At 69.2% G+C, this 24,873-nt stretch carries 24 protein-coding genes; 10 read left to right on the top strand and 14 right to left on the bottom strand.

Annotated elements, in window-relative coordinates:
• The first annotated feature begins 4 nt into the window (after positions 1-4).
• The 3 genes from F467_RS0100420 (at position 5) to msrA (ending at position 2,741) form a co-directional block, all read left to right on the top strand.
• Positions 5-829, top strand: coding sequence for an Fpg/Nei family DNA glycosylase (locus F467_RS0100420; protein WP_018138939.1), 825 nt, complete (start codon positions 5-7; stop codon positions 827-829).
• Positions 830-913: 84 nt separating this feature from the next.
• Entirely contained in the window at positions 914-2,074 is a 1,161-nt protein-coding gene (locus F467_RS0100415) for a PQQ-dependent sugar dehydrogenase (protein ID WP_018138940.1), read from the top strand.
• 31 nt (positions 2,075-2,105) lie between these two features.
• Positions 2,106-2,741 (top strand): peptide-methionine (S)-S-oxide reductase MsrA, encoded by a 636-nt coding sequence (msrA, locus tag F467_RS0100410; RefSeq protein ID WP_018138941.1) that lies wholly within the window; start codon positions 2,106-2,108, stop codon positions 2,739-2,741.
• Positions 2,742-2,756: 15 nt separating this feature from the next.
• On the opposite strand, the gene dut is transcribed toward msrA, so the two are convergent.
• From dut to F467_RS0100395, 3 genes are read right to left on the bottom strand one after another with little or no spacing between them, the layout of a single operon-like run.
• Complete coding sequence (gene dut, locus F467_RS0100405) at positions 2,757-3,218, bottom strand: dUTP diphosphatase (protein WP_018138942.1); 462 nt, start codon at positions 3,216-3,218, stop codon at positions 2,757-2,759.
• Positions 3,199-4,449 carry a bifunctional phosphopantothenoylcysteine decarboxylase/phosphopantothenate--cysteine ligase CoaBC gene (gene coaBC, locus F467_RS0100400; RefSeq protein ID WP_018138943.1) on the bottom strand — a complete coding sequence of 417 codons (1,251 nt, stop codon included), beginning with the start codon at positions 4,447-4,449 and terminating at the stop codon, positions 3,199-3,201. The genes dut and coaBC overlap by 20 nt, the downstream gene beginning before the upstream one ends.
• Before the next feature lie 10 nt (positions 4,450-4,459).
• Entirely contained in the window at positions 4,460-5,062 is a 603-nt protein-coding gene (locus tag F467_RS0100395; RefSeq protein ID WP_018138944.1) for a DUF502 domain-containing protein, read from the bottom strand.
• Positions 5,063-5,499: 437 nt separating this feature from the next.
• Here F467_RS0100395 and F467_RS0100390 point away from each other — a divergent pair, with 437 nt between their 5' ends.
• Positions 5,500-6,447 (top strand): MBL fold metallo-hydrolase, encoded by a 948-nt coding sequence (locus F467_RS0100390; protein WP_018138945.1) that lies wholly within the window; start codon positions 5,500-5,502, stop codon positions 6,445-6,447.
• A gap of 15 nt (positions 6,448-6,462) precedes the next feature.
• On the opposite strand, the gene F467_RS0100385 is transcribed toward F467_RS0100390, so the two are convergent.
• Positions 6,463-7,503, bottom strand: coding sequence for a lipid A deacylase LpxR family protein (locus F467_RS0100385; RefSeq protein ID WP_018138946.1), 1,041 nt, complete (start codon positions 7,501-7,503; stop codon positions 6,463-6,465).
• On the opposite strand from F467_RS0100385, the gene F467_RS0100380 reads away from it, so the two are divergent.
• Positions 7,502-9,223: a potassium/proton antiporter gene (locus F467_RS0100380; RefSeq protein WP_018138947.1), complete on the top strand. Its 1,722-nt coding sequence runs from the start codon at positions 7,502-7,504 to the stop codon at positions 9,221-9,223. The two genes, F467_RS0100385 and F467_RS0100380, sit on opposite strands and share 2 nt — an antisense overlap.
• A 256-nt stretch (positions 9,224-9,479) precedes the next feature.
• Here F467_RS0100380 and F467_RS0100375 read toward each other — a convergent pair whose 3' ends face one another.
• Positions 9,480-11,531 (bottom strand): UvrD-helicase domain-containing protein, encoded by a 2,052-nt coding sequence (locus tag F467_RS0100375; RefSeq protein ID WP_018138948.1) that lies wholly within the window; start codon positions 11,529-11,531, stop codon positions 9,480-9,482.
• Positions 11,532-11,671: 140 nt separating this feature from the next.
• Here F467_RS0100375 and F467_RS0100370 point away from each other — a divergent pair, with 140 nt between their 5' ends.
• From F467_RS0100370 to F467_RS0100355, 4 genes are read left to right on the top strand one after another with little or no spacing between them, the layout of a single operon-like run.
• Positions 11,672-11,830: an entericidin A/B family lipoprotein gene (locus F467_RS0100370; RefSeq protein ID WP_018138949.1), complete on the top strand. Its 159-nt coding sequence runs from the start codon at positions 11,672-11,674 to the stop codon at positions 11,828-11,830.
• Positions 11,831-11,861: 31 nt separating this feature from the next.
• Entirely contained in the window at positions 11,862-12,188 is a 327-nt protein-coding gene (locus F467_RS0100365) for a co-chaperone YbbN (protein WP_081601210.1), read from the top strand.
• On the top strand, positions 12,185-12,751 hold the full coding sequence (ampD, locus tag F467_RS0100360; protein WP_018138951.1) for a 1,6-anhydro-N-acetylmuramyl-L-alanine amidase AmpD: 567 nt from the start codon (positions 12,185-12,187) through the stop codon (positions 12,749-12,751). Before F467_RS0100365 ends, ampD begins: the two co-directional genes overlap by 4 nt.
• Positions 12,748-13,335, top strand: a complete 588-nt coding sequence (locus tag F467_RS0100355; RefSeq protein WP_018138952.1) for a histidine phosphatase family protein — start codon at positions 12,748-12,750, stop codon at positions 13,333-13,335. Before ampD ends, F467_RS0100355 begins: the two co-directional genes overlap by 4 nt.
• A gap of 64 nt (positions 13,336-13,399) precedes the next feature.
• On the opposite strand, the gene F467_RS0100350 is transcribed toward F467_RS0100355, so the two are convergent.
• Entirely contained in the window at positions 13,400-13,717 is a 318-nt protein-coding gene (locus tag F467_RS0100350) for a DUF2322 family protein (RefSeq protein ID WP_018138953.1), read from the bottom strand.
• 129 nt (positions 13,718-13,846) lie between these two features.
• Here F467_RS0100350 and F467_RS0100345 point away from each other — a divergent pair, with 129 nt between their 5' ends.
• Complete coding sequence (locus F467_RS0100345) at positions 13,847-14,626, top strand: inositol monophosphatase family protein (RefSeq protein ID WP_018138954.1); 780 nt, start codon at positions 13,847-13,849, stop codon at positions 14,624-14,626.
• Between the two features lie 64 nt (positions 14,627-14,690).
• Here F467_RS0100345 and F467_RS0100340 read toward each other — a convergent pair whose 3' ends face one another.
• The 8 genes from F467_RS0100340 to F467_RS0100305 form a co-directional block, all read right to left on the bottom strand.
• Positions 14,691-15,029, bottom strand: a complete 339-nt coding sequence (locus F467_RS0100340) for a helix-turn-helix domain-containing protein (protein ID WP_018138955.1) — start codon at positions 15,027-15,029, stop codon at positions 14,691-14,693.
• A 2-nt stretch (positions 15,030-15,031) separates the two neighbouring features.
• Positions 15,032-16,024: a tRNA dihydrouridine synthase DusB gene (dusB, locus tag F467_RS0100335; protein WP_018138956.1), complete on the bottom strand. Its 993-nt coding sequence runs from the start codon at positions 16,022-16,024 to the stop codon at positions 15,032-15,034.
• A 60-nt stretch (positions 16,025-16,084) separates the two neighbouring features.
• A complete protein-coding gene (locus F467_RS0100330; protein WP_018138957.1) occupies positions 16,085-16,822 on the bottom strand; it encodes a hypothetical protein in 738 nt (245 codons plus the stop codon).
• 51 nt (positions 16,823-16,873) lie between these two features.
• Positions 16,874-17,755, bottom strand: coding sequence for a 50S ribosomal protein L11 methyltransferase (prmA, locus tag F467_RS0100325; protein ID WP_018138958.1), 882 nt, complete (start codon positions 17,753-17,755; stop codon positions 16,874-16,876).
• Positions 17,755-19,101: an acetyl-CoA carboxylase biotin carboxylase subunit gene (accC, locus tag F467_RS0100320; RefSeq protein WP_018138959.1), complete on the bottom strand. Its 1,347-nt coding sequence runs from the start codon at positions 19,099-19,101 to the stop codon at positions 17,755-17,757. The genes prmA and accC overlap by 1 nt, the downstream gene beginning before the upstream one ends.
• Positions 19,102-19,134: 33 nt before the next feature.
• Positions 19,135-19,587 (bottom strand): acetyl-CoA carboxylase biotin carboxyl carrier protein, encoded by a 453-nt coding sequence (gene accB / locus F467_RS0100315; protein ID WP_018138960.1) that lies wholly within the window; start codon positions 19,585-19,587, stop codon positions 19,135-19,137.
• Positions 19,588-19,594: 7 nt separating this feature from the next.
• Complete coding sequence (gene aroQ / locus F467_RS0100310; protein WP_012983603.1) at positions 19,595-20,038, bottom strand: type II 3-dehydroquinate dehydratase; 444 nt, start codon at positions 20,036-20,038, stop codon at positions 19,595-19,597.
• Between the two features lie 285 nt (positions 20,039-20,323).
• A complete protein-coding gene (locus F467_RS0100305; protein WP_018138961.1) occupies positions 20,324-24,856 on the bottom strand; it encodes a DEAD/DEAH box helicase in 4,533 nt (1,510 codons plus the stop codon).
• Positions 24,857-24,873 lie beyond the last annotated feature (17 nt).

Below are 24,873 nucleotides of genomic sequence, written 5' to 3'. Positions count from 1 at the left end.
CGCGATGCCCGAGGGCGATACCATCCACAAGCTGGCCCGGGCATTGGGTCCGCTGCTGACCGGCGCCGCGCTGGAGGCCGTGTCGACCCGGTCCCGGCGTGGTGCGGCACTGGTGGAGCATGGGGCCATGGCTGCGCGTGGCGTGAGCGCGCGCGGCAAGCATCTGCTGATCGAGCTGGACGACGCCGCGGGCCGCGCCTGGCAGCTGCGCACGCACCTGGGCATGTACGGGACCTGGCACCAGTATGCGCCGGGGGCCGTCTGGCACAAGCCGGAGTATCAGGCCTGGGCCGTGCTGCGGCTCGCGGACCGGGTGCTGGTCTGTTTCCATCCGCGCGAACTCGCCTGGCAACCCCGGCCGGAGGGGCGCGGCGACCCGGAGCGGCTGGATGCGCGCGTGGGGCCGGATCTGCTGGACCCGGAGGTGGACCTGACCGCAGTCGTCCGGCGTGTGCGCACCCACAGCGACCCCGCGCGCCCCGTCCTGGACGTACTTCTGGATCAGTCGCTGGCGTCCGGCATCGGGAACATCTACAAGTCGGAGGTGCTGTTCCTGCACGGACGGCATCCACTCGACCCGGTCGGCACGATCACGGATGACGAGCTCCTGGCGCTCTACTGCGAGGCGGCGCGCCTGCTGCGGCGCAACCTTAAGCCGGGCCCGCGCATCACGCGCGCGCGGGCCGAGACGGACGAGTACCTGAACGTGTACGGGCGTGGCGGGCAGGCCTGCCGCACCTGCGGGACACCGGTGGAGCGGGCGCTGGCGGGCGAGCACCTGCGCTCCACCTACTGGTGTCCGTCCTGTCAGCCGGGGAAACACGGATGAATGCACACGCTCGCGTTGGTGCCCCGGGGAACCCGGCGGCGGGTACGGGCCACCAACGGATACGGACCTAACGAGGGCAGGGACATGGACAAGCGATACCCGGGGCGGTTGCTGGCGGCCCCGTTGCTGGGCGGGCTTCTGGTGGCCTGCGGGGGTTCGGCCGGGATCGCGGCCGAGGAATTCTCCACCGCCGACGGCGAGCTGCGGGGCGAAGTCCTGCACTCGGGGCTCAATCACCCCTGGGCGATTGCCTTTCTGCCGGATGGCGGGGCGCTGATCAGCGAGCGGCCCGGGCAGCTGCGCTATTTCCACGACGCGGAGAACCTCGAGGGGCGCGGCGAGATGGTGTCCGGCCTGCCGGACGACCTGGTTGCGAATAACCAGGGCGGGCTGCTCGATCTGGCCCTGCACCCGGATTACGAGGACAACGGCTGGCTGTACTTCACTTATTCCGCGCAGGTGGAGGGCGGTCAGACGACGCGCCTGGCCCGCGGGCAGTTCACGGACGGGGCGCTGGAGGAGGTCGAAGTGCTGTTCTCCGCCGAGCCGGCGGCCCGCGGCGGGCGTCACTTCGGCTCGCGCATCGTGTTCGACGACGAGGGCTATGTGTACGTCAGCATCGGCGATCGTGGCGACCAGGATCGCGCCCAGAAGAAGGACGACCATGCCGGCAGCATCGTGCGCCTGCACGATGACGGCTCGGTACCCGACGACAACCCGTTTGTGGACGAGGATGGCGCCCATCCCGAGCTTTGGGTGATCGGCGTGCGCAACCCGCAGGGGATGGTGATCGATCCCGAGACCGGCACCTTCTGGCAGAACGAGCACGGGCCGCGCGGTGGCGACGAGGTGAACATCATCGAGCCCGGCCTGAACTACGGCTGGCCGGTGATCTCGCATGGCGGCGCCTACTCCGGCGGCCCGATCGGTACCGGCGAGTCCGAGAAGGAGGGGATGGAGTCCGCCATCCACTACTGGACGCCGGCCATTGCCCCGTCCGGCATGGCGATCCTGCGTGATTCCGCCTTTGCCGCCTGGGATGGCGATCTGCTGGTGGGTGGCCTGCGGGGCCAGACCCTGCGCCGGCTGACCTTCGAGGATCGAGAGCTGGTCAACGAGGAAGATCTGCTCCCCGATCTTGGCCGCCGCATCCGCGATGTGCGCGTGCACGATGGCGCGATTTACGTGCTGACCGACCACAACCCGGGCGAGCTGATCCGGCTGACCCCGGCCGATCCCGGCTGACGAATCCACGTTTCCGGAAGGAGCCCTTGTGATGTTTGCGTTTTCCGAGCCGCGCATGCCCGCGCCCGAGGAGGCCCTGCCCGGGCGCGACGAGCCGCTGCCGGTCCCGCCGCGGCACATGGTGCTGGGCACGCCGCTGGCGCCGCCCTATCCGGACGGCATGCAGGTGCTGCATGTGGGCATGGGCTGCTTCTGGGGTGCGGAGCGGCTGTTCTGGCAGATCGACGGCGTGTATTCGACCAGTGTGGGTTATGGCGGCGGCTATACCCGCAACCCGACCTACCGCGAGGTCTGTTCCGGGCAGACCGGGCACACCGAGTTGGTGCGTGTCGTGTTCGACCCGGCCCGAGTGTCGATCGATACGCTGTTGCGGGTGTTCTGGGAGGGACACGACCCGACCCAGGGCATGCGCCAGGGCAATGATGTCGGCACGCAGTACCGCTCCGCGATCTATGTGGAATCGGCCGAACAGCAGGCGGCGGCCGAGGTCAGCCGCGAGCGCTACCAGGCGGCGCTGGATGCCGCGGGGCGTGGCGCCATCACCACGGAGATCCAGCCACTGGACGCCTGGTACTTTGCCGAGGACTACCACCAGCAGTACCTGGCCAAGGTGCCTAACGGCTACTGCGGTCTGGGTGGGGTGGGCGTGTCCTATCCCTCGGGCTGAGGGTTCCTCCGTCTGCTATCCGCGGCCGGAAGAGCCGAAGCCGCCGACGCCACGGGCGCTCTCCTCGAAGTCCTCGACCACGCGAAAGCGCGGCTGGACGACCGGGACGATGACCAGCTGCGCCAGGCGTTCGCCGACCTCCAGGGTGTAGGCGTTCGCGCCCCGGTTCCAGCAGGAGACCATCAGTGGCCCCTGGTAGTCGGCGTCGATCAGGCCGACGAGGTTCCCCAGCACCAGGCCGTGCTTGTGACCTAGCCCGGAGCGGGGCAGGATCATCCCGGCGTAGCCCGGGTCCTCGATATGGATCGAGAGCCCGGTCGGGATCAGTTCGGCGGCGCCCGGCTCCAGCGTCAGCGGCGCCTCGATCATCGCGCGCAGGTCGACGCCGGCCGAGCCGTTGGTGGCCGGGGCGGGCAGCGGGAAGTCCGCGCCCATGCGCGGGTCCAGGATCTTCAGGTCAATCTCGGGGGCGGGCATTCGGGGTTCCTTGATCCGTTTCGCATTCGGTCAGGCGCTCGACGATCAGCTCGATCAGCGCCCGGGCCAGCTGGGTCTTCGGCTGGCTGGGGAGCCGGCGCTCGCCACCCTCCCAGAGGCACAGCAGTTCGTTGTCGGGTGTGCCAAAGGCGCGGCCCTCGCCGACCCGGTTGGCGGCGATCAGGTCGAGCCCCTTGGCGCGGCGCTTGGCCTCGGCATGTTCGCGCAGGTGCTCGGTCTCGGCCGCGAAGCCGACCAGGAACGGGCGTCGGGGGAGCGAGGCCGCCTGAGTTGCCGCCTCGGCCAGGATGTCCCGGGTGCGCTCCAGCGCCAGGTGCATCACCGGGTCGGACTTCTTGATCTTCTGTGCCTGTGGTTCGGCCGGGCGGTAGTCGGCTACGGCCGCGGCCGCGATCAGGATGTCGGTCTCGGGCAGTCGCTCCATCACCGCGGCGTGCATGGCGGCCGCCGTTTCCGTGGCGATGCCTGCGACGCCCGCGGGCACGGCCTCGGCCGTCGGCCCATGCACCAGGGTCACGTGTGCGCCCGCATCGCGTGCCGCCGCGGCCAGGGCAAAGCCCATGCGCCCGGAGCTGCGGTTGCCGATAAAGCGCACGGGGTCGATCGGCTCGAAGGTGGGGCCGGCGGTAATCAGTACGTGATGCCCGGCCAGAGGGGCGTGTGCCGGCTGCAGCAGCTCCCGCGCGATCGCGGCGGGCTCGCGCATGCGACCCTCGCCCTGCTCGCCACAGGCCTGGTCGCCGCTGTCCGGCCCGATCAGGGTCACGCCGCGCTCGCTCAGGGTCGCGATATTGGCCTGCGTGGCCGGGTGGGCCCACATGCGATGGTTCATCGCCGGTGCCAGGGCGACCGGCGCGGTGGTGGCCAGCAGCAGCGTACTCAGCAGATCGTCCGCCAGGCCCTGGGCGTAGCGGGCGATCAGGCTGGCGCTGGCCGGGGCGACCACGATGCGGTCCGCCCAGCGTGCCAGGGCAATGTGATCCATGCCGGATTCCGCCTCGGCATCTAGCAGCTCGGTGCGCACCGGCGCGCCGGACAGGGCATGGAAGGTCAGCGGGGTCACGAAGGCGCGGGCGCCGGCCGTCATCACCACGCGCACCTCGCAGCCGGCGCGCTTCAGCTCGCGCACCAGCTCGCAGGCCTTGTAGGCGGCGATGCCGCCGCTGACGCCGATCAGAATCCGTGGCTGGTGGTCGTGGTGGTCCGTCATGCAGCGAATTCTACCCGGTTCCCTTGTCCTGGCGCGCGGAGACACCGGCGGTCAGGGCATAGCGCATCGCGTCCTCCAGCGAGAGATCCAGTGGCTCGATGCGGTCGCGCGGCAGCATCAGGGTGTAGCCGCCGATCTGGTAGCTCATCGGCATGTAGACCGCGATCGTCTCCGGGCCACCCAGGTTTTCCGGAAGCCCCTCGAAATCCTCGCGGGTGACAAAGCCGACCAGCTTGAAGTCGCTGCCCGGAAAGGTCACCAGCACGGCCTGCCCGAAGCGCTGATGGATGTCGCCGGAAAGGAGATTCGTTACGTCGCGCACGGTCCCGTGGATGGTCTTGACCACTGGGATGCGCTGCATCAGCGATTCCACCCAATCGAACAGGCCGCGCACCACATAGGCCTGCAGCAGAACGCCCAGCGCGAACACGAGCCCCAGCCCGGCCAGGATGCCCAGGCCCGGGAAATACAGGGCATCGGGCAGGATCGCGCGCAGCAGCCCGCCCAGCACCGTCTCCGCCGTGGTGCCCAGCCACCAGAGCAGGGCCAGGGTGATGACCAGGGGCAGGATGGCCGCCAGGCCGGTCAGGAAGGTCCGGGAAATCTTGCGCACCTGCAGTCTCCATCCTAGGGAAACACTGATCAATGTACACGCTCGCGCTCGAGTCGCTTTTGCGTGCGAACAAGGCGCGGTGAGCGCAGTGTAGCCGAGCTACATAAGCGAGCCGCAACGCCGTACGCACGCAAAAGCGGCCGAGCCCCTGCTGTTCAATGGTTTGTGGGGTTGGCACCCCAGGTTCCCCGATCCTGCGTTGCGCCGCTTGCGGGTAGAACCACCACTACCCGCTGCACGACGCTCCTTGTCTCGGAAAACCTGGGGTACCAACGCGAGCGTGTACATTGATCAGTGTTTCCCTGGGGGGAGGCCCCGATGCTATCAGTTTCGGCCGCGTAGGCGGCGCAGCGCACTTTGCGGCGGCTGGCGGGTCTATTCTTCACGATCGGGAATAGTCGGGGGTGATTGCCATGCAGGGATGGAAACCATTGGGTGTGGTGCTGGCGAGCCTGGCGATGGCATTGGTCTTGACCACGTCGTCGCCTGCTGGCGAGCCGGCGGCGCCCGAGGACTACGAAATGCAGCCCGAGGCCGTGGCCCCCGGGGTCTACGCCGTGATGACATCGGCGCGCGATTTCCCCAGCCGCGAGAATCTCGGCTGGAACGCGAACATGGCGTTCGTGGTGACCGACGAAGGTGTACTCGTGTTCGATACTGGCTCGTCCGAGACCATGGGCGTGGCCCTGCGCGAGGCCATCCGCGAGGTGACCGATCAGCCCGTGCGCTGGATCGTGAACAGCCACAGTCATGGCGACCACTGGCTGGGCAATCATGCGTTCGCCGAAGACGAGCCGGAGATCATGGCCGGCCCCGAGGCCATCGAGCGTATGGAGGCGGAGGCCGAAACCTGGGTCGAGAACTTTCGCGAGATGACCGATGGCGCGACCGGCGATACCACACCATTGCTGCCGAACAAGCCCGTGGACGAGCGCGTCACGCGAGTCCTGGGCGGTACCGAGGTCGTCATCTTTCCCTCCGGCGGTGCCCACTCCCCGGGTGACCTGATCGTCTGGTTGCCGCAGACGAAGATCCTGCTGGCCGGGGATGTGGTGTACAGCGATCGCGCGCCCTCGGTCTGGGATGGCGATGTCGCGCAGTGGATCGAGCTGCTGGACGAGCTGATCGCGCTGGAGCCCGATGTGGTCGTGCCCGGCCACGGCCGGCTCGAGGGGGCGGAGACCCTGCCGCGCCTGCAGAACTATCTGGTCACCCTCTGGGATGCGATTGAGGAGGGCGTGGAGCAGGGGCTGGCCGACTTCGAGACCGTGCCGCTCGTGCGCGAGCGCATGGCGGACATCCTCGAGGACTACCCGGGCTTCGAGGACAAGATCGACCGCTCGGTCGCCACGACCTACCCCGACGTCGAGGCCGCGGTGTTTTGAGGCGCGTGGCCGGAGTCAGAACTGCCAGGTGGCGTGCAGCGAGCCGAACTCCGCCGCGCCCTTGGCCTGGCCGCTGAACTCCCGCGAACGCCACACATGGGTGTAGCCCAGGCGCACCCCGCCCACATGGAACACGAACCCGGCGGTCAGTTCCCCCACTGCTGGGTGCTTGTCCACCGAGGGCCCGTCGCGAAACAGCGGGCCGTCCAGGAACAGGTCATAGGCCATCAGCCGGGTATCTACCCCCGCGAACAGATAGCCGCCCATGGAGCCGACCGTCTCGAAGGTATGCGAACCCGATAGGGCCGGATTGATCCGAGGCGGGCCGTAGTCGCGTGGCAGGTTGCGGCCGGCGCGCACGATTGCACCGGCGTTGGCGAAGGTGAACGGGCTGCCCACGGTCGCGCCCCAGTGTGGCGTCAGGTCCCAGCCCCAGCCGCCCTCGGCGCGATGCGAGCGCCCGCGTAGCTGGCGCTCGTAGCCCACCATCAGGGTTGCCTCGTTACCGATCTGATCGTCCCAGCCTTGTGGTTGCGGCGCGCTGGACCAGCTGTGGACTTCCTTCTGTGTGCGGTCGGCCAGCGAGGCGGGCCCGACGGTGCCCACGGTGACCTGCAGGCGGTCCAGGCGGTCGCCATGATCCTCGGCCAGGCTGAAGTTCAGGTACAGCCAGCCGGCGTAGGGACGGTCGTCCGGGTCCGCGGGCGAGCGCTCGATGTCCTCCGGGGTGTACATGTTCTGGCCCAGGTGGATGGCCGATTTCAGGCGCCCGCGCTCCTCGCGATCGACGAAGTAGGGCAGGGCGTCCGCGACCCGCTGCAGCCAGGGGGGTACGCGCTCCTCGCTGCGCGTCCAGCCGATGCGGAAACCATTGGTGTAGTAGCGGTCCTCACCGGCGAACAGGTCGTTCTCGAACTCGAAGTGCAGCGCGTCGACGCCGCGCTCGGCGGCGGCCGGCGCTGCTGCGAGACCCAGTGGGACAGCCAGCGCGCCGGACAGGGCAAGGGCCGCTCTCCCCGGGCGGGTTTTCGGGGGCTTCCGGTATGATCGACGCATGGACCTCTCCAACCAGATCATCTTCCTGGCGGCCATTGTGCTGTTGGGCAGCATCCTTTCGAGCGTGATCACCTCGCGGCTGGGTGTGCCCCTGCTGCTGGTGTTCCTGGTGATCGGCATGCTGCTCGGGCCGGAGGGCCCGGGCGGTCTCGAGGTGGAGAATATCACCCTGGCCTATCTGATCGGCTCGGCCGCGCTGGCGATTATCCTGTTCGACGGCGGGATGCGCACTCCTGCTCGCAATTTCCGTATCGGGTTGAAACCGGCCCTGGGACTGGCCACGCTCGGGGTGCTCGTGACCTCGGGCCTGACCGGAGTGTTTGCCGTCTGGTGGCTGGGGCTGTCCTGGCTGGAGGGGCTCCTGCTGGGAGCGATTGTGGGATCCACCGACGCGGCTGCGGTGTTCTCGCTGTTGCGTTCGCGCGGGCTCGAACTGAAAAGCCGTGTCGGCGCCACCCTCGAGATCGAGTCCGGCTCCAACGACCCGATGGCGATTTTCCTGACCATCGTGCTGATCGAGCTGTTGCTGATGCCCGACCAGCAATTCGGGGTGGTCGTCGCCATCGAGTTTGTCCAGCAAATGGGGCTGGGGGCCTTGTTTGGTGTGGCGGGCGGTTTCGCCCTGCTGGCGCTGATCAACCGGGTGCCGATGGCGGGCGGGCTGTACCCGCTGTTCGCGATGGCCGGGGCACTGGCCATCTTCGGCCTGACCGGCCTGGTGGGCGGCTCGGGCTTTCTGGCCGTGTACCTGGCAGGGCTGCTGATCGGCAACCGCCCGCTGGAGGCCTCGCAGAACATCAAGCGCTTCCACGACGGGATCGCCTCGTTGGCACAGATCGGCATGTTCCTGATGCTCGGCATGCTGGTGACGCCCTCGGGGCTGCCCCCGGTGGCACTGGATGCGGGGCTCGTCGCCGCGGTCCTGATCCTGGTTGCCCGGCCCCTGGCCGTATGGCTGTGCCTGTACCCGTTCCGCTTCCCGTGGCGCGAACAGGTCTTCATCGCCTGGGTCGGTCTGCGCGGCGCGGTACCGATCATCCTGGCGCTGTTCCCGCTGCTCGCCGGGCTGGAGCTGGCGGGCTACTTCTTCCACGTCGTGTTCTTCGTGGTGCTGATCTCGCTGCTGGTGCAGGGCTGGACCGTCGCGCCCTCGGCGCGCTGGCTGGGGCTGGAGCTGCCCCCGACCACCGCGCGGGTGCAGCGCACCGAGCTGGACATCCCCGGACAGCAGGAGATGGAGCTGGTCGGCTATCGCCTGGCCGAGACCACGCCGGTGGTGCGCGAGGCGTGGTCGAACTTCCGCCTGCCGGGCAGTGCGCGGGTCGTGGCCCACCTGCGCGAGGGCAAGCTGCTGGACACGCTCGAGCTGCTCGATCTGCATGCCGGCGACCACCTCTACATCATGGTCGCCCCGGCCGATCTGCATGACCTCGACCGCCTGTTCGTCCCGCAGGACCAGGTGCCGGAACGCCTGACCGAGCAAAGTGTGTTCGGGGAGTTTGCCCTCAATGGCGACGCCCAACTCGGGGCGGTCGGCATGGCCTACGGCGCCCCGGTACCGCCCGAACACCAGGGCGACACCCTGGAGGACTACCTGCGTCGTGAACTCCAGGCCGAGCCGGTCGTCGGCGACGCCGTCGACCTTGGCCCGATGCGCCTGGTGATCCGCGAGATGGACGGCGCCCGCATCACCAAGGTCGGCCTGAAGCTGCGCCACTGATGCCGTCGATGCCGGAGGCCGGACAGGGGGCTTGCTTGACCAGATCCGTATGGATCGCATTTGCGGCTTCAATTGAGGTGGGGGCTTTGATATAAGAATCAAAAGCAGGGTGTGACAAATTTCATACTTTTGGGCCGCCTGAGGCGCTGGGCGCGCACGGCGAGATGCCAAGTAGACGAAGGGGGGAGCGGGCCGGGGCGTCCGGAATGGGCCGGGCGCCCCAGTAGTGAGCGAAGGCTCCCCGGCCGCGCAGCGGCTATTTGCCGAGCATGGCCTTGAGGCCGGCCAGGTGGGCCTGGGCAGTGAGCTTCTGGGTCTCGGGATCCGGCGGCCTGGCGTCCGGCCATTCGAGGTGTTCTTCGGGCAATTCGTCGAGAAAGCGCGAGGGCTCGCATTCGAGGGTCTCGCCGTAGCGGGTCCGGTTCTGGGCGTAGGTGATCAGCAGGGTCTGCTGGGCACGGGTCAGCCCGACATAGGCGAGCCGCCGCTCCTCCTCGATGGAATCGTCCTCCACGCTGACCCGGTGCGGCAGCAGCTCCTCCTCGAAGCCGACCAGGCAGACATGCGGGAACTCCAGCCCCTTGGCCGTGTGCAGGGTCAGTAGTTGCACGGACTCGTCGCCGTCCTGGGACTCCCGGTTGCGGTCGAGAATGTCCATCAGGCTGATGCGGTTGACGATATCGGCCAGGTCCATGGTCTGCTCGTCGTCTGCCTCGTCGTCGCCGTACTCCGCGGTGGTGTTGCCGCCACCCATGCGCCCGACCCAGTCGATGAACTCGCGCACGTTCTCCATGCGTCGGGTCGCGGCCCGCGGGTTGGAGCTGTTCTCCAGCAGCCAGGACTCGTAGTCGATGTCCTCGACCAGGGTGCGCAGCAGCGCGTCCGGCGCTTCGTCCTCGCCGCGGCGCTGGAAGCCGTCGACCCAGTCGGTGAAGCGTTCCAGGCGTGCCTGCGCCCGGGCGTCCATGTACTCGGACAGGCCGGCCCCGCGCGCGGCCTGCAGCAGCGAGGTGCCACGCTGGTTGGCGTAGTGGCCGAGTTTCTCCAGCGTCGCCGGGCCGATCTCGCGGCGCGGCACATTGACCACGCGCAGGAAGGCGGTGTTGTCGTCCGGGTTGGCGAGCAGGCGCAGATAGGCGACCAGGTCCTTGATCTCGGCCTTCTCGAAGAACGACTGCCCGCCACTCAGGCGGTAGGGGATGCCCTGCTCGCGCAGGAGCTTCTCGAACAACCGTGACTGGTGGTTGCTGCGGTAGAGGATGGCGAAGTCGCCCCAGCCCGCGTTCAGGCGAAAGCGCCGGCGCATCAGTTCGGAGACTACGCGCGCGGCCTCGGTGTCGGCGTCGGAGCAGCCGATCACCTCGATCTTCTCGCCCTCGCCGAGCGCACTCCACAGGCGTTTCTCGAACACATGCGGGTTGTTGGCGATCAGCGCATTCGCGGTATGCAGGATGCGGTTGGTGGAGCGGTAGTTCTGCTCCAGTTTGATCACCTCCAGGCGCGGGAAGTCCTGCTGCAGACGCGCGAGGTTTTCCGGGCGGGCGCCGCGCCAGGCGTAGATCGACTGGTCGTCGTCGCCGACCACCGTCAGGCCGTCACTGACGCCCACCAGCAGGCGCACCAGCTGGTACTGCGCGGAGTTGGTGTCCTGGTATTCGTCCACCAGCAGGTGGCGGATGCGGTCCTGCCAGCGGTTGCGCAGCTCGGTGTCCGCACGCAGGCAGTCCACCGGGCGCTTGATCAGGTCGTCGAAGTCCACCGCATTGTAGGCGCGAAGGGCATCCTCGTAGCGCGGGTAGAGATTGGCCGCGGCGATCGCCTCCGGGGCGTCGCTCATCTGGCTGGCTTCATGCAGCGCCTCTTCCGGCGTCATCAGGTCGTTCTTCCAGCGGCTGATGTGGCCGATCAGGGCGTCGACCTCGGAGCCGGTATCGTCGCGGTAGGTGATCTCGCGCAGCAGCGAGCGGCAGTCGCCTGGATCGAGGATGGAGAAGCCTGCGCGCAGCCCGGCCGCGTCCAGTTCGCGGCGCAGGAAGTTCAGCCCGAAGGTGTGGAAGGTGGAGACGCCGAGCCCGCGCGCCTGTTCCTTCGACAGGCGTCCCTGGACGCGCTCGCGCATCTCGCGCGCGGCCTTGTTGGTAAAGGTGATTGCGACAATCCGGCGCGCCTCGAGCCCGCGCTGCTCGATCAGGTACGCGATCTTTTCGGTGATCACGCGGGTCTTGCCCGAGCCCGCTCCGGCCAGGACCAGCAGGGGGCGGTCCGTGGTGGTCACGGCCGCCTGTTGTTGCGGATTCAGGTCGGACACAGGGTTGCGACTTCCTTCACGAAAAGAGGGCGGCGCGTAAACTACCCCAGTGCGTGCGCCTCATAAAGTGTGACCGTCCCTGGAGTGCCCTTTGGCGGTCGGTATCACGGACCGAATCACGAAAGAGACAAGGAGCTCGCATGCATTTCACGCAATGCATTCCCGCCGCCCTGCTGATCCTGCTGGTGGCTCTGGGCTCGCTTGGCATCGCTGGTTGCGCCACTATGGAGGGGTTTGGCGAAGACGTGCAGGATGCCGGTGAATCCATTGAGCGACAGGCCGAAGACAACTCCAACTGACCCGACCCTGCGTCAGACGGGCCTGCCCCGGCTGACCCAGTTCGACTTTCATCAGCACCTCCTGGAGGTCCCGGGTCCGGCGGTGATCCTGTTTACCCGCCGGGGCTGCGGGGCCTGCAAGGTGATGGGCCGGGTGCTGGAGCAGTGGCAGGCCGAGCCCGAAGCGCCCGCCCTGTTCGTCGTCGATGCAGAGATGGATACCGCGCTGGTGCGCGAGTTCGAGGTCTTCCACCTCCCGGCCCTGTTCGTTTTCAATGCCGGTGCCTACCACGGCCGCCTCGAGGCCCCGCCACGCCTGCCGTTGCTGCTCGAGGCCCTCGCGGCCTGCCTGCAGCGCCCGCCCGAGGAGGCCCCGTGACCGAGACTATGATCGTCGATCGCGACTGGTGGCCGTCGGCCCAAGTGCTTGAGAGCCCGAACCAGGACGCACGCCCTGCGGGGATGGAGCCCGAGTTGATCGTCGTGCATGCCATCAGCCTGCCGCCGGGCACGTTCGGCGGGCCGCACGTGGCCGAACTGTTCCAGAACCGGCTCGACCCCGGTGCCCACCCCTACTTTGCGCAGATCGCCGATCTGCGCGTGTCCGCCCATGTGCTGATCGATCGGGCGGGGGTGGCGACCCAGTTCGTGCCGTTCTCCCGGCGGGCCTGGCATGCCGGCGCCTCGCAGTGGCGTGGCCGCGAGCGCTGCAACGATTTTTCCATTGGCATCGAACTCGAGGGCACCGACGACGACCCGTTCACGCCGGTGCAGTACGCCGAGCTGGCCCGTTTGATCGGCTGGCTGCGCGAACGCTTTCCGGCCATTACCCCGGATGCGCTGGTGGGCCACTGCGACATCGCCCCCGGGCGCAAGACCGACCCGGGCCCGCATTTCGACTGGGCCTGCCTGGAGGCCTGCCTGAGCGAGGACACGGCATGATTGTGGATCTGTTGCGACACGGCGAACCGGAGGGCGGGCAGCGCTATCGTGGGCATGGCTGCGACGACCCGCTCAGCGCGCAGGGGTGGACGCAGATGGAACACGCGGTGCGTGACGATGACGGCTGGCAGGCGGTCGTCAGTTCGCCGATGCACCGGTGCCGGGCGTTTGCCGAACGCCTGGCGGACGAGCGTGACCTGTCCCTGCATCTGGAGCCGGACCTGCGCGAGGTCGGCTTTGGCGACTGGGAGGGACGCACACGGGTCGAGCTGCAGCGCGAACGGCCGGAGGAATACCGGGCGTTCTATGCCGATCCGGTGCATTCGCGGCCGGCCGGGGCGGAGCCGCTGGGCGCCTTTCGCCGGCGGGTGGAGGCGGCCTTCGAGACCACGGTCGGCGGCCAGCCGGTGGAACGAGTGCTGGTGATCGTGCACGCCGGGGTCATCCGTGCGTTGGTCGGCTGGGTGATGGGGGTGCCGGACGAGCGGCTGTTCCAGCTGGAATGCGAGTATGCGAGCCGGACCCGACTGCATCGGCATCCGACGCGCGGCTGGCGCGTGATCCACACCAACCGCCTGCCGTGATGTGCGGAGGACGCGTTCCGGTTTGCACGTATGCGCCGGAACGGGAGAACGTCTCCGCAAGGAACTAGCTGGCGCGGCTCTTGCGCTTGGGTACAGCCTTCACCGACAGGTAGTAGCCCTTGTCGAGGATCTCGAACAGGCGGTCGATGTTCGGGTGTTTGCCCGGGTCGGCGCGGGCATCGTCGGCATGGCTGCCGTACATCAGCAAACCGGAGTTGGCGGCCTTCGGGCCGATGCCGCCGTAGTCCAGCGCCAGCTGGTAGTAGATCTGCAGCGACAGGGTCTGGCCGTCCACGTTCTCGATGGTCGCGCTCGGGTTGTAGTCCTCGCCGAACAGTTCCAGGCGTTCGAGATTGCTGACGTCGGGCAGCTTCTTGGGCATGTCGGACTCCTCGAAAAGATGGCGGCATTATCGGGGCATGCCGGGGCCGGGACAACCGCCGACCGCTTCCTGGCCAGAGCCGCTGGGGGCGGCATGCTAAGATAGCTCCTTTTTTGAAGGGGTAGCAGCATGCAGCAAAGCGCGTTTATGGAGGCCGCCCAGGCCGCCGCCGATGCCGCGGACAAGGTCATTCGTCACTACTACGCCGCCGGCGTCGATGTGGAGACCAAGCCCGACGACACGCCCGTGACGCGCGCCGACGTGGAAAGCGAACAGGCGATCCGCCAGGTGATCCGCGAGCGGTTCCCGGATCACGGCTTCTACGGCGAGGAAACCGGCCAGTCGGACATGGACTCCGACTATGTCTGGCTGATCGACCCGATCGACGGCACCAAGAGCTTCGTGCGCCGCTACCCGTTCTTCTCCACCCAGATCGCGCTGATGCACAAGGGCGATCTGATCCTGGGGCTGTCCAATGGCATGCAGTTCGGAGAGCGCGCCTGGGCGGAAAAGGGCCAGGGCGCCTACCTCAACGGCGAAAAGATTGCCGTCGCCCCGACCACCGAGCTGGGCCGCGCCTCGCTGTCCACCGGGAACCTGAAGACCCTCGCGCAGAATCCCGAAGGCTGGGCGGCGCTGGGCGGGATCATGGCCGAGGTCAATCGCACGCGCGGCTATGGCGACTTCTACCACTACCACCTGCTGGCGCGCGGCAGCATCGACCTGATCATCGAGTCGGATGTGAACATCCTCGATATCGCGGCGCTGGCCGTGATTGTGCGCGAGGCGGGCGGGGCCTTCACCAATCTGTCTGGCGGCGAGCTGGACCTGCAGACCACCAACGTGCTGGCGGCCGCGACGCCGGAACTGCACCGCACGGCGCTGCAGCGCCTCGGCTGGAAGGGCTAGATCGGTCGATGATTGCGCACACGCCCGTCAGGTGGCGGGCGTGTGCCGGGTCCGGCGGGGTGAGTTAGCGCTGGGCGCCGTTCCCGTTTCCGTTCCCGTGGCCGTTCTCGCTGATCAGGCCATGGGCACGCAGCTTCTTGCGCAGCGTGGCGCGGTTGAGCCCCAGAAGCGCCGCCGCCCGGCTCTGGTTGCCGTTGCAGCGCTCCAGCACGCAGGCCAGTAGCGGGCGCTCGACCTCGTTCATTACGAGCGCATAGAGGTCGTGACTACTCTGCCCGTCCAGCGTCTCGAAATACTGGTCCAGCGCATTGCGCACCGACTCGGCGAGTACGCAGCCCGACGCGAGGTTGCCGGATGATACCGGTTCCCCGCTTTGTTCTTGTTCTAAAGAGGGTGCGTCCATCCTCATGCGGCCTCGCTTGTGATTCCTGACAGAATGGCGCGCAGGCGCCCAAGCTGTTCACTAGCGGTAGTGGCGGCGAGAAGGGAAGCCCGTGCCGCCCGGGTTGGGTCCTCCCCGAGACCCATGTGCTGAAGATACCAGCCCAGGTGCTTGCGCGCGATACGCACGCCCTGCATTTCGCCGTATTGCGCATGCAATGCCTGCAAATGCTCCTCGATCAGCGCAAGACGCGCATCCCATGTCGGGTCGACTGGCACCGGTTCGCCGGCGAGGGCGGCGCGGATCTGGCCGGGTAGCCAGGGGCGCCCCTGTGCCCCGCGCCCGATCATCAGTCCGGTCGCGCCGGTGGTTGCGAGCGCCCGGCGCGCACTGTCGATGTCGACTACATCGCCGTTGGCCAGCACCGGGATGGAAACGGCGCGTACCACACGCGCGATGGCCTCGTAGTCGGCCGTGCCCCGATAGGCGTCGGCGCGGGTGCGCCCGTGCACGGTCAGCATCGCGATGCCGCAATCCTGCGCGATGCCCGCGATGGTCTCGGCGTTGATCCGCTCGCGATCCAGCCCCAGGCGCATCTTCAGCGTGACCGGGACCTCGACGCTTTCCACCAGTGCGGTCAGCAGCTCGCGTACCCGCTCCGGTTCCCCCAGCAGGGCCGAGCCTGCGGCCTTGCTGCAGACCTTCTTGGCGGGGCAGCCGAGGTTCAGGTCGATCACGTCCGCCCCGCGGCGCACGTTCTCGCGCGCGGCCTCGGCCAGCGGTTCGGGTTCGTTGCCCAGCAGTTGCACGATGCGCGGGCGGGGTTCCTGGCGGTGGTCCAGCCGGTGCCGGCTCTTGTCGCTGCCCCACAGGCGCGTGTCCGAGGTGACCATCTCCGAGACAGCCGCGCTCGCGCCCAGGCGCCGCGCGATCAGGCGCAACGGCCGGTCACTGACCCCGGCCATCGGGGCCAGGAACACGGGTGGGCCGGGGAAATGGTGGGGGCCGAGCTGCATGCGGGATTTCGAACCAGCAGGGTAAAACCCGAGAGTCTAGCAGCGTTGAGCGGGGCGGGGTCAGTGCAGCGTGATGTGGGCCCCGGTGATGTGCGGCCCGGTATCAGGTAATTCGATCTCGATCGCATAGCGGTGACCCGCCGCCATCGGTGCCTGAAGGTTGGCATGGCCGTCCGCCGGATGGAGTCGCCAATGGCCGCGGGGTGTCCCCAGTCGGTCCGACAGCCAAACGTCTATGACCGGCCATCCCTGTTGCAGTGGGCTTTCCAGCTCAAAGCGCATGGACAGGTCTCCCGCGTTGGCGAGGTGCAGGTCGGGGGAGGAGACGCGGATGCGTGCCGGTTCGCGCCCAGGTTCCCATGGCGGGCAGAGATCCTCGACCCGCGGGGTGGCACAGAGACTCGCCCGGGCGTCGTCCAGTCCGCTCCAGGCCCCCGGGGGCACCGGCGGCGCCAGCAGGAGTTGCAGGGCGAGGAGGGCGAGCAGCAGGAGGGCCAGAAAGGCAGCGAAGGCCCGCCCCGGGCGTCGTCCCGGAAATGCCGTGGTCTGCCCGGGGCGGGTATCGATATCGAGTTCCAGTGTCTGGCGCCGGGGGCTGCGCTCGATATCCAGGGAGGCAGTGTGGCGCACCGCCGAGATGCCGGGGCCGGTTGCCCGTTCGCCGGCGCCGCCGATCTCGAGTGCCACGAACAGCGCAAAGTCCGCACCGCAGGCATCACAATGTGCCCGGTCCAGTCGTAGCTCTTCGCCGCGGGTCAGGGTGTGGGCAACCCCACAATGGGGACAGCGGGCGAGCATCGCGAGGGGCTCCGGTCAGCCGTGCCAGAAGACCGGTCGCGGGCGCATACGCTAGCGCCGGCGCCCGCTGAGCAGGGCCCAGCCCTCGCGGGTGTCCTCGATCCCGATGTCGAAGGCGTCCGCGTAGGCCGCCATGACCTCGTCGGCCTGGCGCTCCAGCAGGCCGGCCAGCAGCAGGCGTGCCCCCGGGCGGGCCGCGCGGGCCAGTTCCGGGGCGAGGTCGATCAGGGGCTTGGCCAGGATGTTGGCAATAACCAGATCAAAGCCGGCATTGGGTACCGGGTGATCGGTCAGTCCGACCTCGATCCGGTCCTCGGAGATGTCGTTTTCCGCCGCATTGCTGTAGGTGGCCTGGACGGCCTGGCGGTCGATGTCGGTGCCCACCGCATGTCGTGCCCCCAGCTTCAGCGCCGCGATCGCGAGGATGCCGGAGCCGCAGCCGTAGTCGAGCACCTGCTGGTCGCGTGGCGGGTTCGCCGCCAGTGATTTCAGGCACATCGCGGTGGTCGGGTGATTGCCGGTGCCAAAGGCCAGGCCCGGGTCGAGATGCACGAACACGCCATCCTCGACGTCGGGCGGGGTCTCCCAGGAGGGCACGATCCACAGCGGGCCCCCGCAGTGGATGGCGCCCAGGCCATCGAGCCCCGCGCGCACCCAGTCCTGATCCTCGATCGCGACCACGGAGATGGATTCCGGCGCCGGCTGGAGTCGCTCCAGCGAGGCCGCGGCCAGCTCGGCCTGGGTGGCGTCGGCGAACACGGCCTTCAGGCACACGCTGGACCAAAGCGGATGGGTACCCAGCGGGGGCTCGAACAGCGGCTCGTCGGCGCCGTCGTGGAGCTCCACGCTGACGGCGCCAAGCTCGAACAGGGCATCCTCCAGGGGCTCGGCCTGCTCCGGGGCAATCTGGCACTGCAGCTCGGCGAGGCTCATCAGGTCAGCGACTTCAGCTTCTTCTCCAGGTAGTGGATATCGGTCCCACCGTTCTGGAAGTTCGCATCATTCATCAGCTCGCTGTGCAGGGCGATGTTGGTCTCGATCCCGTCGATCACGATCTCGCCGAGCGCGCCGCGCATGCGGGCGATTGCGATCTTGCGGTCAAACCCGTGGGCGATCAGCTTGCCGATCATCGAGTCGTAGTAGGGCGGCACCGCGTAGCCGTTGTAGATGTGGGTGTCCATGCGGATGCCGAGCCCGCCCGGGGCGTGATACTGCTGGATGGTGCCCGGGCTGGGGATGAACGTGGCCGGGTTCTCGGCGTTGATGCGGCACTCGATCGCGTGCCCGCGGATCTCCACCTGATCCTGGGTCAGGGACAGCGGTTCGCCCGCCGCGATGAGAATCTGTTCGCGCACCAGGTCGATACCGGTGACCTGCTCGGTCACCGTGTGCTCGACCTGCAGCCGGGTGTTCATCTCGATGAAGTAGAACTCGCCGTTCTCGTACAGGAACTCGAAGGTCCCGGCGCCGCGGTAGCCGATCTCCTGGCAGGCCCGCACCAGCCGCTCGCTCATGGCCTGACGCTGTTCGTCGGTGATGCCCGGTGCCGGGGCCTCCTCGATCACCTTCTGGTGGCGGCGCTGCATCGAGCAGTCGCGCTCGCCCAGGCAGATGGCGTTGCCGTGGCTGTCGGAGAGGATCTGGAACTCCACGTGGCGCGGGTGCTCGAGGTACTTCTCCATGTACAGGGTGTCGTTGCCGAACCCCTGCTGGGCCTCGCTGCGGGTCAGCGAGATCGAATGCAGCAGCGCGCCCTCGGTGTGCACCACGCGCATGCCGCGGCCACCGCCGCCCGCGGCGGCCTTGATGATCACCGGGTAGCCAATCTCGCGGGCCAGCGCCATGTTGGTGTCGGCGTCGTCGGTCAGCGCGCCGCCGGAGCCGGGCACACAGGGGACGCCGGCATCCTGCATCGCCTGCTTGGCTGAGACCTTGTCGCCCATCAGGCGAATCGTCTCGGCGCGCGGGCCGATAAAGGCAAAGCCCGAGGACTCCACGCGCTCGGCGAAGTCCGCGTTCTCCGACAGGAAACCGTAGCCGGGGTGGATCGCGCCGGCATCGGTGACCTCGGCCGCGGCGATCAGCGCGGGGATGTTCAGGTAGCTCTCGCCGGAGGCGGCCGGCCCGATGCAGACCGACTCGTCGGCCAGGCGCACGTGCTTCAGGTCGCGGTCGGCGCTGGAGTGCACCGCGACCGTCGCAATGCCCATCTCGCGGCAGGTGCGCAGGACCCGCAGGGCGATCTCGCCGCGGTTGGCGATCAGAATCTTTTCAAACATGCTCGGACCTGTAGGCAGCGAAGTCGGGGGGCGTCAGCCGATGATGAACAGGGGCTGGCCGTATTCCACCGGGTTGCCGTTCTCGACCAGGATGTCGCGGATGGTGCCGGCCTGGTCCGCCTCGATGGGGTTGAGCATCTTCATCGCCTCGATGATGCACAGCGTCTCGCCGACCTCTACCGTCTGGCCGACCTCGACAAAGGGCTTCGCGCCGGGACTCGGGGCACGGTAGAAGGTGCCGACCATCGGCGCGGTGACCGGGTGGCCGTCCACTTCCGGCGCCGCCGGTGCCGCGGCCTCGCCCGCCGGGGCGGCCGGGGCGGCGGCCGGTGCCGGGGCGGGCATCGCTGCCGGGGCGGCGGCCACGGCGGAGCCGCTCGGCGAACGGGTGATGCGCACCGATTCCTCGCCTTCGTGGATCTCGATCTCGTGGATGCCGCTCTCGTCGAGCAGATCGATCAGTTTCTTGACCTTGCGAATATCCATGGGGTGTCTATGACTCCTTGAGGGCCGCGATTGCCGCGTCCAGTGCCATCCGGTAGCCGATGACGCCGAACCCGCTCAGGGTGCCGGCGGCGACATCGGCCAGGCGCGAAGTATGACGAAACGCCTCGCGCGCGTGGATGTTGCTGATGTGAATCTCGTAAAACGGAATGTCGACGCCCAGCAGGGCGTCGCGCAGGCTTACGCTGGTGTGCGTCAGGCCGCCCGGGTTGATCAGGATGCGGCGTACGCCCTCGCTGCGTGCCGCATGGATGCGGTCGATCAGCTCGCCCTCGTGGTTGCTCTGAAAACAGGCCAGGGTTTCCCCGGCGGCCTGGGCGTGCGCAGTCAGGTCGGCCTCGATGTCCGCCAGCGTATGGTGCCCGTACCGCTCCGGCTCCCGCTGTCCCAGCAGGTTCAGGTTGGGGCCGTTGAGTAGCAGGATAGAAGGCATGATGGGCGGAATCGGCAGCGATCCTGTCGTGAATGGACGCGATTGCACCAAAAATGGAAGGTGCATCGAATGAACGGGATTCTGCCGTACCGGTGGTGCGAGTGTCCAGCGAGACAGGCGTTTTTTGCCCGGGCTCGTGTGATGGGCGACTGCGATATGCCGATGGGTTGGGGCAGCCGTTCGAGCTTCGAGAGATTCCGGGCGAACGGTGCGTTTCGCAGGGCTCAACGCACCCTAGGTCGCGCCGATGTCACGGTAGGATGCCGATGAGCGCAGCGAATCGCATCAACGGCGGCCGGCGGGTGGCTCCAGGCGCAGGCCGCGGACCTCGCCCAGGGCGCCGCCGGCACGCAGGGCGGCGGCGAACGGGGACTGGCGCGCCGGTTCGCCGTTGATGCTCTCGATGGTGACGCCGCGGCGCTTCGGCAGCCAGCGGCTCCCGGCGAGCTGGCGGATGGCCTCGGTGACGAGGGCGGCGTGCTCCTCCGCGGTGTCGATGCCGGGGATGGTCTCCCAGACGAACAGCTGGCGACCGGAGGCGGCCAGGTACAGCAGCGGCTGGCCGCCGGCCAGCGCGACCAGCGCCCCGGCCACGCGGCGCAGGCGGCCCTCGGCCGCTTCCGGCGGCTGCGGCCAGGGCAGGAGCTGGCCCCAGGGGCTGGCCGGGTCGACGCTCGCCAGCCACTGCGGCTCGGGGGTGTCGTCGGCCGCGCGTTCCAGGGCGCGCAGGCGGTCCACTGCGCCGGCGCGGGCGAACTGAGCGCCGGTCAGGCCCTCGACGAAGTGGCCACGGCGCAGCTTGCCGGCGTCCTCCATCGCGCGGTAGACGGGATACACGCGCCCGAAGCCGCCCGGCAGGCCCTCGGCGCGGGCCATCTCGCGGCTGACCACGCCGTACCGGGCCAGCAGGTTCTCGGCCTGTTCGCGGGCGCGTTCGGTCAGCGACACGCCGGGGTCGATCAGCTCGGCGACCCGTGACCAGCGCCCGCCCGCCAGACCCTGTCCCGGGCGTCGCCGGCCGCGCGCGGAGGTCCGGCGCTGACCGAGGCTGCGCAGCGGCGCGAAGGTGTCGTTGGTGATCTGCCCGGCCCAGACCAGGTCCCAGATCGCGGTTTCGATCGCGTCCTGGCGGGCGTCCGGCTGCGCCGTCCGGGCTGCGCGTTCCAGCTCCAGGTAGAAGCAGGCGCCGCGCCGGTCCAGGGCCTCCAGGATCGCCTGCGCCAGCGGGTCGTCGCTGGCGGGGGTATCCGCGGCACCGGCCTCCGGTTCCAGCAGCACCATCGCCTGTTCGCGGCGCAGGAAGCGGAGGCGCCCGTCGCGCTGGCCCAGCGCACCACTGCCCACCCAGACGAACTCCCCGGAGGCGGTGATGCGGTCGAGCGCATCCAGCGAGAAGTCGCGCACCCGCATCGGCAGTACGTGGGCGGTCCAGGCGGACCAGGGCAGGGCGATGCCCTCCAGTTGCGTCAGCGTGTCGCGCAGGGCGCCGGCCCCGCGTCCGGGTTCGGTCAGACCCTGCCAGGCCGGCAGGAAGCGGCCCAGTGCGCGGGCGTCCACCGCCGCCGCCTCGTCGCGCAGCCGCGCCAGGGTGCGGCGCTTCAGCCGCCGCAGGATGTCCAGTTCGCACCAGTCCTCGCCGGTGCCCTGCGGGCGGATCTCGCCGCGCAGCAGTACGCCGGCGCGCTCCAGGCTCTCGAGCGCCGGCAGCAGTGCGCCCGGCGCGAGGCCGTAGCGAGCGCCCAGGTCCTCGTTGCGGAAAGGTCCGTGGGTACGGGCGTAGCGGCGCAGCAGCTGTTCCAGCGGGCGCTGCGGCGGTTCCAGGAAGGCGGCGGGCAGGCCGGGCGGGGGCACCACGCCGAGGGCATCGCGGTAGAGCGCGGCGTCCTCGGCCGCGATCCAGCGCGACTCGCCGGCGATGCGCACCTCCACCGCGCGCAGGGACCGGGCGAGCTGTTCCAGCCACGGCCCCGGTGCCTCGGCACAGGCGGCCGCCACTTCGTCCGGGCTCAGGTCCCCGCGCCGGCGCAGCAGGTCGTGCAGGGCGTCGGCGTCCGGCACCCGGGTCGCCTCGGTGGCGTGCGCCAGCTCGGCCTCCAGCTCGGCTAGGGCCTCGGGGTCGATCAGTTCGCGCAGCTCGGCCTGGCCCAGCAGTTCGGCCAGCATGCCGCGGTCGAGCGTGAGCGCCTGGGCCTTGCGCTCGGCCATCGGCGCGTCCTGCTCGTAGATGTAGGCCGCGACATAGGCGAACACCAGGCTGCGGGCGAACGGGGAGGCCTGCGGCGTCTCCACCTCGTGCACGCGGATGCGGCGTTCCTGCACGCCGCGCAGGATCTGGCGCAGGGCGTCCAGGTCGAACACGTCGGCCAGCACCTGGCGGTAGGTCTCCAGCACCACCGGGAAGCTCGCGTACTCGCGCACCGAGGCCAGCAGCTGCTGCGACTTCAGGCGCTGCGCCCACAGCGGGGTGCGCTGGCCGGGGCGGTTGCGTACCAGCAGCAGGGCGCGTGCCGCGTTCTCGCGAAAGGCGCTGGCGAACAGCGTGGAGTTGCCCAGCTCGCGGGTGACCGCCTCCTCCAGCTCCTCCGGGTCGGGGAACAGGCTGTCCAGATCGGGCAGGTCCTCGCTGTCGGCCAGGCGCAGCACGATGCCGTCGTCGGTGTACATCACCTGCACCTCGAAGCCGGAGCGGCTGGTCAGCGCGCTCTGCAGGGCCAGCGCCCAGGGGGCGTGCACGCGCGCGCCAAACGGGGTCAGGATGCAGACGCGCCAGTCGCCGACCTCGTCGCGGAAGCGTTCGACCACGATGCGCTGGTCGGAGGGCAGCTGTCTGGTGGCCTCGCGCTGCTCGTCGATGTAGTCGCTGAGGGTCTCGACCGCCGCCTCCGACAGTGGCGCGTGTTCCCTGAGCCAGGTCGTGCGTTCGGCGCGGCCCATGCGGGCCAGCCGCTCGGTCGCGGCGCCGATGGCCTGGCCGAGCTGGATCGGGCGGCCGGGGCCGTCGCCATGCCAGAACGGCAGCTTGCCGACCTCGCCGGGGGCGGGGGAGACCAGCACGCGGTCGCGGGTAATCGCCTCCACGTGCCAGGTGCTGGCACCCAGGGTCACGTTCTCGCCGGTCTTCAGCTCGAACACCATCTCCTCGTCCAGTTCGCCGATGCGCGGCCCGCCCTCGCCGACATGCACGCCGTACAGCCCGCGGTCGGGGATGGTCCCGGCGTTCAGTCGCGCGGCAAGTGCCGCCCCCCGGCGCGGGGTCAGCTCGTCGCGGGCGCGGTCCCAGGCGAGCCAGGGGCGCAGGTCGGCGAAGTCGGTGCTCGGGTAATGGCCGGAGAGCATGTCCAGCGTGGCCTCGAGCAACGGGCGCGACAGCTCGCGCCAGGGCGCGGCGCGGCGGACCAGCGCGTGCAGCTCGTCCACCGTGCGCGGGCGTTCGCAGACCATCGCGACGATCTGCTGGGCGAGTACGTCCAGCGGGTTGTGCGGGGCGTGGATCGGTTCCAGCGCGCCGGCCTGCATGCGCTCGCCGATCACCGCGCATTCGAGCAGGTCGCCGCGAAAGCGTGGCAGCAGCAGCGAGCGCGAGACCTGGCCCACGCCGTGCCCGGCACGCCCGGCGCGCTGCAGCCCGCGCGCGACCGCGCCGGGGGATTCGACCATGATCACCAGGTCCACCGCGCCCATGTCGATGCCCAGTTCCAGCGAGCTGGTCGCGACGATGCCGCGCAGGCGCCCGGTCTTCAGCCGGCCCTCGATCTCGGCGCGGCGCTCGTGGGACACGCTGCCGTGGTGAGCGGCGACCAGATCCTCCACCGGTTCGGCATCCTCCGGCTGCTGCTCGCGCCAGGCCTCGTTGATGCGCTGGACCAGACGCTCGCACAGCCCGCGGCTGTTCACGAACACGATGGTGGAGCGGTGCTCCAGGATCGCGGCCAGCAGGCGCGGCTCCAGGCGTGCGGCGCGGTCGCCGCCAGCGGCGGGGAGCTGCCCGGTGCCCTGGCTGTACACCGCGCCGAGGATGGAGCCGGACGGGATCGGGCCGGACGAGGGGGTCGTCGTATCCGGGCCCTCGACGGTCGGCGCTGCGTGCGCGGCGGGCGGCTCCTCGGGGGCGAGGATCTCCAGGTCCAGGCGCGGGGGCTCGGCGGCGTCGATCACCTCCACCTCGCGGTCGCCGCCGAGGAAGCCGCGCGCCACCTCCACCGGGTGCACGGTGGCGGACAGCCCGATGCGCTGCGGGTCCTTGTCGCAGCGCTCGGCCAGGCGTTCCAGCGACAGGGCGAGATGGGCGCCGCGCTTGTTGCCGGCCAGCGCGTGCACCTCGTCGATGATCACCGTGTGGACGGATTCGAGGTTCTCGGCGGCCTTCGAGCCCAGCAGCAGGTACAGCGACTCCGGCGTGGTCACCAGGATATCGCCGGGTTCGCGCGCCTGAGCGCGGCGCTCGGCCTGCGGGGTGTCGCCGGTGCGGATATGGACCACTGGCTCGCGCGGGGCATCATCGCCCAAGCGCGCGGCGGTCTGCGCGATCCCGGTCAGCGGGGCGCGCAGGTTGCGTTCGATGTCGGTGGCCAGCGCCTTCAGCGGCGAGATGTAGAGCACCGAGTAGCCGCGACGGGCATCCGGGGCGGGCTCGCCGGTCAGGCGATCAATGGCGCTGAGGAAGGCGGCGAGGGTCTTGCCGCTGCCGGTGGGGGCGATCAGCAGGCAGTGATGGCCGGCCCGGATCGCGGGCCAGCCGCGCGACTGGATCGCGGTCGCCTGCCCGAAGGCCTCGCCGAACCAGGTATCGGTCGCGGGGCGAAAGGGCGTGACCGGCATCGGCTCGGGCGTAGCGG

Source organism: Thioalkalivibrio sp. ALJ12 (genome assembly GCF_000378305.1).
Taxonomy (GTDB): Bacteria; Pseudomonadota; Gammaproteobacteria; order Ectothiorhodospirales; family Ectothiorhodospiraceae; genus Thioalkalivibrio.
The sequence above is the reverse complement of the archived record's forward strand: the minus strand, read 5'-3'. Positions and strand labels throughout refer to the sequence as shown.